Source organism: Pantoea sp. KPR_PJ (assembly GCF_041386365.1).
In the GTDB taxonomy this organism is placed as follows: Bacteria; Pseudomonadota; Gammaproteobacteria; order Enterobacterales; family Enterobacteriaceae; genus Pantoea.
Map to the genome: position 1 here is coordinate 305,688 of NZ_JABMIK010000002.1, position 12,375 is coordinate 318,062.

Below are 12,375 nucleotides of genomic sequence, written 5' to 3' on the forward strand. Positions count from 1 at the left end.
ATTATTTCACTTTGTCATTAACGACATCAGCATACAGATGGCTATATGAGCTAATCATAGCCTGAACTGAGAAATGATCTCTCGCTCTTAGCTGATGTTCTTTACCTAATTGATTTCTCGTCGCATCATTGTCTAGTAATTTAACTGCAATGTCAGAGAGTGCTTCTGCATCTCCAGCGGGCGCAAGCATAGCTTTTGAATTGACAATCTCACTAATGGCGCCAACGTCATAGCCTATAACCGGAACACGCATGTTCATCGCAAATGGGCTAACCTGACCGAAACTCTCTTTCCAGACCGGTGCAATGAATAATGACATACGACGATAAAGGCCCGGTAGTTCATCGTATTTTACATAGCCTGTGAATTCGAAGTTTGCCTCAACACCAGCCGCTTTTACCGCCTCCTGGAAAGGAACTAAAAGACTTCCTCCCCCAACAATCAAAACCTTAGTTTGCGGTCTTTTTTGCACTGTACGTATAAAAGGTTCAATCGCTTTTTCGTTGAGCTTATCACCTTCAAGTCGATAAACCATGCCGATACAATCTTTAGGCACAACTTCACTGTCATTACGCATGAATCTTGTAAAATCTGATCCAGGGTATATTGTCACATGAGCATCATTGTCCTGCCCAAAAACATGTCTGACATAGTCGCTCACGTAGACATATCTGTTTACCGCATCTGAAACATGAGGCGCTATCGGAGTGTTGATGTTTTCAATGACAGGTATACCTAAAATTCGTGCAGCCTCAATAGCTTTGGCATACCAGGGTTCATCAACATCTCCCCAGTAGTGAACATGAATGAAATTCGGTGCATGACGTTGGTAGTACTCGATAAACGGGGCACTATCAACTGGGAAGCGACATTCTTCAATATCAACACCGATGTATGCCGGAGGATCAGGAATGTAACTGGTAATTATTGATTGCTTGTAATCATTCCCAAGGTACTCGATTAAATCCACAACTAGCCTTGAAGAACCACCCGTCATAAAGTTAGCAATCACATGGGCAACTTTAGGCGCGTTTTCTTTAACCAGTGGGACCTGCACTCTATAACCTGTCTCAGCGTTATTTTGTTCAACTTCTACAACAGAAGCTGGGCGAGTTGCATATTTGGCACGCAACCTGGAAACAACAGGAGCAAGTGAACGACGTATACCCAAAGGCGTAGCCAGTGAAGTTAATAAGTAAGAAAGATGTAAAGTCTTTCTGATACTCCAGGGTTGTGCCGCTACATTTCGTAGACGAATTAAACGTGAATTTAATTGTTCGTTAAGGTTTGAAATATTATTAGAGAGCTCGTTTATAAGCATCTCCTTGCGGTTTAGTTCTTTTTGAAGCACATCAAAAGCGGCTTCCCTTTCAGATAATGAATGAGATATCTCTTGGGTGAATGCTTCCTTTTCATTCAGGCTAGCGTTCAATTCATCAATGATTTTTGATTTCGCTTCCAGAGCAGCATTAGCTTCGCTGTTAACTTTATTTAAGTTATCAAGCATTCCCGTATATTCATGAATCAGATTTTCTTTGCTTGCAAGAGTGTTTGATAACTCATTAATGATTTTATTTTTGTTTTCATGAAACCTGTTTAACTCTTGAATAATTTTATCTTTGTATTCGCAGCTGAGTTCGGTTTCCTTCAGAAGCTGGTTTTTAATAACAAGCTCTTTTTCAATGCCCAGAGGCATCGCTTCCTTTTTAGTCAGGGATTCTTGTAACTGACTAATAATGGTTTCCTTTTCTCCCAGCTCAGCCTGTAGCTTAGTCAAGATATTGGTATTGTATTGATTTAAATTGCTAATCTCAGATATAGCAATATCCTTAGCAACTAAAACCTCATTAAGTTTGTTCACTTCCTCACCCAGTACATGAAGTGCATTCAATTTTCTTTCCAGCATTGAAGCCTGAGAATTACGGCTTCTACGCAACTGCAGCCACCACCAGGGTTTATTAGAAAAATCATCAATGTTGACTAAAGCATATGCGCAGGTACTGGCATAATCAAGAATTGAAGCCAGTTCAGGCAAGCCAAACTCTACTGGCTCATTCATATCACCAAGGCTTGAACGCCAGTCTGCGGTCACAGCTTTATTGGCAAGCCGAATTCCCTGACGCCAGAAATTAGACGCAGCACCTTTATCACCGGTATTAATTGCCAGAACGCCCAGTAACAAAAAGGCTTCAATAGTACGATTAGCCAGCAATGGGCTAAAAACCAATGGATCCAGCTCGACGCACTTGAGTAGTGCTTCTTTTGCTTTGTCGTGCTGTCCAGCCTTTAACCATAGCTTGCCGACGACGAAACTTAGAGATACTTTCCAGCGAAATGCATGAGGTGTATCCGTAGACTGGTCGATAAAGCTTTTCGCTTTATTAGTAAATTCCACTATTTCATTGGTATCAACTGATTGCACACTCGAAAGTAATTGGTAGCCAAGCACACATAAAGCAGCGCCAACATCAGCTGAGTTTTCTTGATACTGTCTGGTTACAGTATCGGCTAATTTACTTAATAGTTTTTTATCTTTTAAACGATGGCCAATATCAACTAATCCGCGAATCAACCATGGGTTTTTATAATCTTTTGAAAAGTTTGTTACATTCCAGAATTGGTTATCAAACGTTTTAAATTGTGTTTCGCAATATGGAATATTATCGCCTTCCAGTATGGGTCTCATTCCAACTGCTAGCCACCATTCAGCCTTAGGTGCAGAAACAGATTCCGTATCAGTAGCAATATTGTAAAGTTCCCGTCTGGCTGGTAACCACTGCTTACTACCTAATCCATTTTTATATTGTGTAGCAGACTGAACGACTATTTGCTCAAGCTCAAAATTAATCTTGATTTGATTTCTTAATTTATCGAGATCATAGATGTGCAGATGAAATGGATTAGGATCTTCACCTGTTTCGTCACTCCAGTCATTTGGAACACTGACTATGATTCTTCCTGCTGGGGTGAGTACGCGATGAAACTCTGCAAGTAGTCCTTCCGGGTCAGGAACGTGTTCGAGTGTTTCAAATGAAATGACTACATCAACTGAGTGATCAGGAATGGCCTTGAGAGCTTCAGGAAGCATACCTGTCTGAAAGCTCAAATTTTTTACAGACCCTGCAAAGTTATGATGTGCATAGTCAATAGCATAATCACTACCATCGATTCCGATGGTTTTTTCAGCAGTTGTGCCGCACTGAATTAAATAACTGCCATATCCAAGCCCACAAGCTGCATCAAGAACTGTATCACCCGGCCTGACAAACGTGGCTGCCCATTGATATCTGGCAATATGTGCATCTGAGCGTTCTCCGGCTTCACGCGTCATATCCATATGTAAATCGCGTTCTTCTTTAAGAGCTTCGAGTGGGTAGCGTTTGTATGCTTCGGATGGAATCTTTTCAAGGAGGATAGTAATTTCTTCCCCTTCACGCCCTAGCGATTCGTAACCGTTAATTAGATAATAAGACGGATGCTTTCGGAATCCGGCATTGAAAAATGACATTTCCCACGCACGTCTGTCTTGTATAACAGAAAGATGGTCTTCTCCGTGGGCTATGGTTTGAATGCGCAAATATACAGAGCGACGTGTCACACGATATATTTCTGCAATTGCCTTTGGTAAATCATCGTGTGATAAATTCTCAAGCGAAAAGGTGATGACTGATGTATCGAATGCTTTATCGGGATAGGGCAAATTTAAAATGTTGGCATGTGAAAAACGGCCTTGCATTAATGAATTATTATATTCAGCCGCCTCAACTGTGGATGTTATACCGTATGCATCCATACCAAGAGAGAGCAAAGAATTTACCAGCAATCCTGAATCATCTCCAACATGGAGAAATTTGCTACCGCCACAGGAATTAAGAATTTCATCAGTCAATTCGGATATATTCGTAGTATTCATTTAAATAATCGCTTACATTATTCTGTTAAAAAATGCTTCATAGATAGTGATCAGCCTGGGTGATTATTCAGCTAATTCGCTAATCATGCCCATATCTACTACACCACCAAAGTGATAGGTTTTTGGTTCAATTGTAACAGTGAAGAAAGCTGCTTCATCAATCCAGTGTATCATGCGTTGTTCTGCATAATAGGGCTTACCCTCTTCAGAGATTGAAGCCTGTATTTCATAAAGATTTGGCCCCAGACCACATGTAAATGTGAACTGAACTTTAAAAGTTTGATCTTTGCAAAAACTGCGTTCCCAAAAAACTTCACCATGGGCTTTAACACCACTCCGAATAGAAATATCCTGATTCAAAGTCCCCCAGGAATAGATCTTCACACCTTCCTTATTTCTAATGCGTAATCCGACGTTAAGGTGTTTCAAGTCTGCATGAGATTTGCAATGGACTATAATTCGCACTTCGTCTCTGGGATCGAAATGCGAACAAGGTTCGTTATTTGCATCAAAAACTTCAACCTCAGTAATTTCAGCATCAAGATCACCAAATGAAAAAGTTTTAAGTCTTTCTGAAAAAGGCTTTTCTTCGCCGTCAGACATTATTTCGTCGGTAGAAACAACATTATTTGCTTCAATAACATGTTGCGTTTCTTCACGGTTCTTCCTTGCTTTTTCTTTTAAATGTCTGGCAGTTTCATTGAGCTTAGCAGACTCTATTTCATGTAACGTTTTACGGTATTCAAGCAACGCATCTGCAGATGTTCCTGAGAATTTTATAACACCATGTTCAAGAAAAACTGCTTTATTTGTCATGGTTCGCACCGATTCTTGATCATGCGAAACAAATAATAGTGTTGTACCGTTAGTCCGTAATTTTTCCATGCGTTCAAAGCAGCGCTTTTGAAAAAGCGCATCGCCTACTGCCAACGCTTCATCTACTATTAAAATTTCAGGTTCAACACAAACTTGTACAGCAAATGCAAGACGCACTAACATGCCACTCGAATAAGTTTTCGTTGGCTGCTCGACAAACTCACCAATATCTGCAAAAGCCAGGATTTCATCGAATCTTTCATCAATTTCTTTCCTGGACAAACCAAGAACTGCGCCGTTCATGTAAATATTTTCACGACCAGTGAATTCAGGGTTAAAACCTGAGCCGAGCTCAAGTAGTGCAGCAATTCTACCTTGAGTTTTGACTTGTCCTGAAGTAGGGTTTAATGTCCCACATATTATTTGTAATAGCGTTGATTTACCCGAACCGTTTTGACCAATAATACCAACAGACTCGCCCTTTTTGACTTTAAAGCTAATATCTTTTAAAGCCCAAAACTCTCTAAAATAGGGTTTATCAGATGAACCAACCATACGACGCAATCCTGAAAAAACAGATTGCTTAAGACGGTCTGAAGGACGATCATAAATATGATAACATTTACTGACGTTATTTACTTCGATTGCATAATCAGAGCACATCTGCAAACCCCTTACGCGTTTTCTGAAACCAGGCAAAACCTAACCAGCAAATGACAAATGCAACCACCCAATAAATTGCGATAACTTTAAAGTCTGGGGTTTGGCCCCAATACAACACGTTACGAGTTTGTTCGATAACCGCAGTTAAAGGATTGAGGTACATTAACGTTCTGAAATTATCAGGCAAAATATCTGCTGAATAAAAAACTGGACTCATAAACATAAGGGCTGTGGTCAACAAACCAATAAACTGGCCCACATCTCGCAAGTACACACCCAGAGAAGTGATGAACCAACAAAGTCCTAACGTAATGAACACAAGCGGAATGACAATTAAGGGGAAATAGATAATTGTATAATGGGGTAGCCCGTTAAAAATGAGATAAGCCGCAATCCAAACAAGAAGACTAACTGTTGCATTGAATAATGTAGCAAAAACATTCACAACAGGAAGTATTTCAAGGGGGTACACTACCTTCTTCACATAATTAACGTTACTTAATATTATTGCTGGGGATTTATTAAGGCATTCAGAAAATATATTAAATACTATTAAGCCAGCAAATAAAAGCAGTGCAAACTCTCCTTTAGAAGATGAACCACCATGCCAGCGTGCCTTAAAAACCTCGCTAAAAACGAAAGTATAAACCGTCAGCATAAACAAGGGAGTAAGTATAGACCAGAATATTCCCATAACCGATCCCCGATAACGACTCTGAATTTCACGTTTCGCCGTTGCTTTTATCAGATATCGGTTTCTCCATAAGGAGCCAACCATTTCAACAGGACTAATCGAAAAGCGTTGCATTGAATTGCACCTTCAACTATTACCATTTAATCAGAAAAATTATTCTGACATCACATCCAAGATTAATGACCGAATAAGGATACTCAGTTAACTAGAGCTTTTTGAACAAAGCCGAAACGAATATCCCCACACTATCCATTTTACTTTGTCTGTATAGACCAAGTTTGAAATAGGCACTCATCCTTTTTAAGAAAGATCCAGTGTGGATTTCTTTAAAAAGATAGTATTTTTTTCTATTTTGCACGCTCAGGATATCGATATTCTTGTCGATTGAACGAATGTGCTTTTCATTCCAGTCTTTATATTGCCCCTGGAAAATTTTTTCAAGCCTTAGCAGTTTAGCTTTTAATCCAAGATTGGATCCGATCAAGTTACCTTGATGTTGCCTATAATCCAGGGTTGATTCAATATCATGAAAAACTTTACCACCTGCGCCGCTGATAAGAATATACATCCACCAGTCATGACTTATAACGTCAACTATACCCGCTTTTACAATAATATCGCGTGCAGCTTTATTTATCACCATAGTATTACCGCCTCCAATGCTTTGGATAAGAGCATTACTAAAGGCCGGTTGGCGAGTAAATAATGGTGAATGGCCTATGCTTTTACCTTCACTGTCAATCAGGTGAGTTCTCGTACAATATAATGCCGGGGTTGATGCGGGAATTTTTTCAAACCATTGTAGTGCTTTTTCAAGTTTATTTGTGTGCCATACATCATCCTGATCGCTAAATGCAAAATATTCGCCTTTGATATCATTACATGAAAGCATAGTCAGAAAGTTTTTGACAAAGCCCTGTTCAGGGCCTTTATAGACAGGGATAGTGATTTTGTTCTCAAGACTGAAAGCTTTTATAATCTCAAGAGTGTTATCTTTTGATCCATCATCTGAAACATATAATTTCCAGTGAGGGTAAGATTGAGCTGCTATTGAACTGAGTTGCTCAAGAATATAATCTTGCCCTTGGTATGTCGCCATGAGAATCGCAACTTCTTTGTCTTTTAGTGATAACATTGAAAACCCAGCACTAGATATCTTAAATAAATCAGTCCCAACACCGTCATCACAAACCTGGCGGACTACATTAACCCCAGCATTAGTCAGTTTATTCGAACAATTCGGCCTGCCTGAAACTTAGACCCTCTTTATCTTTTTTTGATAAAGTCATTTCTGGCATTTTAGGCCATGTTATATCTAAGTTGTCATCATTCCAGATAATGCATTTTTCTGAAGCAGGATGGTAATAATTTGTTGTTTTATACAAGAACTGAGCGCGATCGCTTAACGTAATAAAGCCGTGAGCAAATCCCTCAGGGATCCAGAGCTGCCGTTTGTTCTCTGCACTTAGATTAACAGCGACCCAGTGACCAAAAGTAGATGATGATTTTCTTAAATCTACTGCTACATCCAGCACTTCGCCTTCTACACAACGAACAAGTTTGCCTTGTGCATATGGCGCTGATTGATAATGTAAACCACGTAGTACTCCCTTTACTGAAAGGGAGTGATTGTCCTGAACAAAATCCACTTCATATCCGACAGCGTCGGTGAATGCTTTTTTGTTAAAACTTTCAAAAAAGAAGCCGCGCTCATCTCCAAACAAGCGTGGCTCAATAATTTTGACATCTGGGATTTCTGTATCAATTATATTCATGATTATAGTCGTCCTTCCACCAACGCCATCAAATATTTGCCATAGTCATTTTTTAGAAAAGGCTGAGCGAGGGTAGTGAGTTTATCGCGATCGATGAATCCCATGCGGAAAGCGATTTCCTCCGGGCACGCAACTTTGAGACCCTGACGGGATTCCAGCGTATGAATGAAGTTATTAGCTTCCATCAGGCTGGCATGCGTTCCTGTATCGAGCCATGCATGACCACGTCCCATGATAGATACAGACAGCTCCCCTTTTTGCAGATAAAGATTATTAATATCAGTAATCTCTAATTCGCCGCGTGGAGAGGGTTTTAAATTTTTAGCCATTTCCACAACTTGATTATCGTAGAAATACAATCCTGTAACAGCATAATTACTGCGTGGTTCAGTCGGTTTTTCTACCAGAGAAATAGCTTTACCTGATTCGTCAAATTCTACAACGCCATAACGTTCTGGATCGTGAACATGATAAGCAAAAACTGTCGCTCCGTGCTCTTGTTTGCATGCATCTTCAAGCTGTTTATGCAGGTCATGGCCATAAAAAATATTATCACCTAAAATTAATGCGCAGCAGTCTTCCCCAATGAAATCTTCGCCAAGAATGAAAGCTTGTGCCAGCCCATCTGGGCTTTCTTGAACCTTATATTGAATGCTTAAGCCCCACTGCGAACCATCGCCAAGGAGACTTTCGAAACGCGGCGTATCTTGTGGTGTACTGATAATCAAGATATCACGAATGCCTGCTAACATTAGCGTACTAAGTGGATAGTAGATCATAGGCTTATCGTAAATCGGCAGTAGTTGTTTACTTACTGCCATTGTTACAGGGTAAAGACGAGTGCCTGATCCACCAGCCAGAATAATACCTTTGCTTTTTTTCACCACATTCACCATTAAATGTTAAATCCGTTAATATCTATTAGGCGTATAATTCATCCAGCATTCGCTGTACGCCAGTTTCCCATGAAGGTAACGTTAGATTAAATGTCTGCTGAAACTTTGCCGTTGAAAGCCTGGAATTTTGAGGTCGTTGCGCTGCAGTATGAAAAGCAGTTGCAGGCACGGCATCTATTTTCTTGACGGTTAGTGGAACTCCGAGTTTGCGTACGTGTTCGATAACTTTAACTGCATAATCATGCCAGCTGGTTTCGCCTCCGGCTATCAGATGATAGATTCCACTTGTTTCAGATTTTTGTAGCGCTACTCGTAAAGCATGAGCGGTACAATCTGCAATCAAGTCAGCACCAGTAGGCGCGCCAAACTGGTCATTTATCACTGCAAGTTTTTCACGTTCCTGGGCCAGTTTTACCATCGTTTTAGCAAAATTGTTCCCACGAGCTGCGTATACCCAACTAGTACGAAAGATCAAATAGTTTTTGGAGTAGCGCTGAATTAACTCTTCACCAGCCAGTTTACTTGCACCATAAACATTAAGCGGGCCCGTCTGCTCTGTTTCCTTCCACTTATGCGTTCCAGAACCATCGAAAACGTAATCTGTGGAATAATGAATCAATAAGGCCCCCACTTCTTCTGCGGCCTTTGCTAATTCCCCTACGGCACTGGCGTTAACCAGATATGCTTTTTCTTTCTCGCTTTCGGCTTTATCAACTGCTGTCCAGGCGCTGGCATTTACGACAACGGATGGCTTCAACGAACGAATAGTCTGGCCTATCCCCTTGAGATTTTCCAGATCACCACAAAAATCTTGTGAGTGACGATCGAGCGCAATAACTTCACCTAGGGGAGCCAGAGCTCTCTGTAACTCCCAGCCCACTTGACCATTCTTTCCAAACAGGACTATTTTAACTATTTCGTTGTTCATAATTCTGTTCTATCCAGTTCTGATATTCCCCACCTTTGACTCGCGCGACCCATTCGGAGTTGTTCAAATACCACTCAACTGTTTTGCGCAATCCACTTTCGAAGGTTTCCTGTGGCTTCCATCCTAATTCTTTTTCAATTTTGGAAGCATCAATCGCATAACGACGGTCGTGACCCGGGCGATCAGTCGTGTAGGTAATTTGTTCGCTGTATTTACTTGTTTTCGGACACAACTCATCAAGCAGGGCACAGACAGTTTCAACTACCTCTAAATTTTTCTTTTCGTTATGTCCGCCAACATTGTAAGTCGTGCCTGGCTGAGCTTTGGTAACTACGGTATAAAGAGCACGAGCATGATCTTCAACATACAACCAGTCGCGAATCTGATCTCCTTTACCATATACCGGTAGAGGCTTACCTTCGAGTGCATTGCTGATAATAAGTGGGATGAGTTTTTCAGGAAAATGGTAAGGGCCGTAATTATTGGAGCAGTTTGTTATAATAACCGGAAGTTTATAAGTACGTCCCCAGGCGCGTACAAGATGATCGCTCGCCGCTTTTGTCGCTGAGTAGGGACTGCTTGGTGCGTATGGCGTAGACTCTGTAAAGAGGGGAAGTTCTCCACTCATTTCATCTGGGTGCGGTAAATCGCCATATACTTCGTCAGTAGAAATATGATGAAAACGGAAGACTTTCTTACGACTTTCATCAAGAGTAGACCAGTACTGGCGGCATGCCTCAAGAAGGCTGTATGTTCCTACAACATTGGTCTGTACAAATTCAGCAGGACCGCTGATAGAGCGATCGACGTGGCTTTCTGCAGCCAAATGCATGATGGCGTCAGGCTGATGCTTTGATAAAAGCTCTGAAAGAGCATGCTGATCGCAAATATCAAGGCGAACAAACATATAACGTTCATTATCACTGATTTCTTTCAGCGATTCGAGATTTCCCGCATAAGTCAATTTATCAACGTTAACGACAGAGTCTTGCGTGTTCTGAATAATGTGTCGAACAACCGCCGATCCAATAAAACCTGCGCCGCCAGTAATAAGGATTTTCATAACTCTTCTCCGGAAAGAAATTAGGACCAGGCTGAGGTGAAGGGTCACTGAACAAAACGCCAGGATCGCATCTTTACTCGTCCCTGATTAGCCATGCTACCGCCCCTGAGTTACAGCTCCCAGAGTGCTATTATCTTTTAAAGGGTGATTGCACCTGCCTCTCAATGCCAGGCGATGTGCAACACTTTTTCGGGTAAACACAACTTATTGATTATTTAACGAATTATTCATATAAGCTGCGTATACTCTTAATACAAAATTGTACCATTGACTTTGCGGTAAAACGAATAGATTAACAATCAAATACGATTACAAGCCTACTTTATGAACGAAAGCACAACTCTCTATCTCATAACATTGACACTGTCAAATATAAGTTATGAATTTATCGCATTTGTTGATTTATCTTGTTGCAGGATGAACCATCGTATGTTTGTGCGTATATGAGAGGCGGGTAAAAGAAGAAATCAGGTTAGTTCTGAGTGACTGGAGAAAAGATAATACTTTATCTTTACTTGTACTGTGAATCATTCAAATAGTAAGCGCCCTGATTAAAGCTGTTTTCATCAAGGCGCCTGGTCAGTTTAGTTAAACCCGTTCGGGTTCTTACTTTGCCAGTTCCACGTATCACGCATCATCTCTTCGATCCCACGCGACACGCGCCAGTCCAGCTCTCTATCAGCCAGACTTGCATCAGCCCAGAACGCCGCCAGGTCACCATCGCGACGCGGTTTGATCTCATAGGGAATGTGCTTACCGGACGCCGCTTCAAATGCCTTAATCATCTCCAGCACGGAATAACCTTTCCCCGCGCCCAGATTATACGCTTTGTAGCCTTCAACTTTAGGTAAATGGTCCAGCGCTTTCAGATGCCCTTCCGCCAGGTCGACAACGTGGATGTAATCGCGCTGACAGGTGCCGTCTGGCGTTGGGTAATCCCCGCCGAACACGCCCAGCTGCGGCAGGCGACCAATCGCCACCTGGGCGATATAAGGCAGCAGGTTATTGGGAATACCGCTCGGATCTTCGCCAATCTCGCCCGATTCGTGTGCCCCCACCGGATTGAAATAGCGCAGCGCAATGCCTCTGAATTTCGGTTCTGCAAAGGCGAAGTCGCGCATCACAAACTCAATCATCAGCTTAGAGGTGCCGTAAGGGCTGGTGGTGCCGCCAATCGGCGTGGTTTCCACGTAGGGAACCGGCGCATCGGCACCATAGACGGTCGCCGAAGAGCTAAAAATGAAATCATAGACGCCCGCAGCGCGCATCTCTTCCAGCAGCACCACCGTACCCGCGACGTTATTCTCATAATATTCCAGCGGCATGCGGGTAGATTCCCCCACGGCTTTTAACGCCGCAAAGTGAATCACTGCAGAGATGTGATTGCTGGCGAACAGGTCACGCAGGCAGGCGCGATCGCGAATATCTCCGTCGACGAAGACCGCTTTTTTACCTGCCAGCTTTTCAACGCGAGTAACCGCTTCGCGCGAGGCGTTGCACAGGTTATCCAGTACTACAACGTCGTCGCCGCGCTGCAATAACGCCAGCACCGTATGGGAGCCGATGTACCCCGCCCCGCCCGTTACCAAAATAGCCATGTGAGCTCCTGTCAAAGCTGCCGCGTCGG

At 42.1% G+C, this 12,375-nt stretch carries 9 protein-coding genes; all 9 read right to left on the reverse strand.

Annotated features, from left to right (window positions below):
- Position 1: 1 nt before the first annotated feature.
- Entirely contained in the window at positions 2 to 3,913 is a 3,912-nt protein-coding gene (locus HP564_RS06200; RefSeq protein WP_371241217.1) for a methyltransferase domain-containing protein, read from the reverse strand.
- Between the two features lie 63 nt (positions 3,914 to 3,976).
- Entirely contained in the window at positions 3,977 to 5,392 is a 1,416-nt protein-coding gene (locus tag HP564_RS06205; RefSeq protein WP_371241219.1) for an ABC transporter ATP-binding protein, read from the reverse strand.
- Complete coding sequence (locus tag HP564_RS06210) at positions 5,382 to 6,200, reverse strand: ABC transporter permease (RefSeq protein ID WP_371241221.1); 819 nt, start codon at positions 6,198 to 6,200, stop codon at positions 5,382 to 5,384. The genes HP564_RS06205 and HP564_RS06210 overlap by 11 nt, the downstream gene beginning before the upstream one ends.
- Positions 6,201 to 6,291: 91 nt before the next feature.
- Positions 6,292 to 7,221 carry a glycosyltransferase family 2 protein gene (locus HP564_RS06215; RefSeq protein WP_371241223.1) on the reverse strand — a complete coding sequence of 310 codons (930 nt, stop codon included), beginning with the start codon at positions 7,219 to 7,221 and terminating at the stop codon, positions 6,292 to 6,294.
- Between the two features lie 91 nt (positions 7,222 to 7,312).
- A complete protein-coding gene (rfbC, locus tag HP564_RS06220) occupies positions 7,313 to 7,861 on the reverse strand; it encodes a dTDP-4-dehydrorhamnose 3,5-epimerase (RefSeq protein WP_371241224.1) in 549 nt (182 codons plus the stop codon).
- Between the two features lie 2 nt (positions 7,862 to 7,863).
- Positions 7,864 to 8,745: a glucose-1-phosphate thymidylyltransferase RfbA gene (rfbA, locus tag HP564_RS06225; protein ID WP_371241226.1), complete on the reverse strand. Its 882-nt coding sequence runs from the start codon at positions 8,743 to 8,745 to the stop codon at positions 7,864 to 7,866.
- Positions 8,746 to 8,782: 37 nt separating this feature from the next.
- Positions 8,783 to 9,685, reverse strand: coding sequence for a dTDP-4-dehydrorhamnose reductase (rfbD, locus tag HP564_RS06230; RefSeq protein WP_371241228.1), 903 nt, complete (start codon positions 9,683 to 9,685; stop codon positions 8,783 to 8,785).
- Positions 9,666 to 10,748, reverse strand: a complete 1,083-nt coding sequence (gene rfbB / locus HP564_RS06235; RefSeq protein WP_371241230.1) for a dTDP-glucose 4,6-dehydratase — start codon at positions 10,746 to 10,748, stop codon at positions 9,666 to 9,668. The genes rfbD and rfbB overlap by 20 nt, the downstream gene beginning before the upstream one ends.
- A gap of 584 nt (positions 10,749 to 11,332) precedes the next feature.
- Positions 11,333 to 12,346 (reverse strand): UDP-glucose 4-epimerase GalE, encoded by a 1,014-nt coding sequence (galE, locus tag HP564_RS06240; RefSeq protein ID WP_371241231.1) that lies wholly within the window; start codon positions 12,344 to 12,346, stop codon positions 11,333 to 11,335.
- Positions 12,347 to 12,375 lie beyond the last annotated feature (29 nt).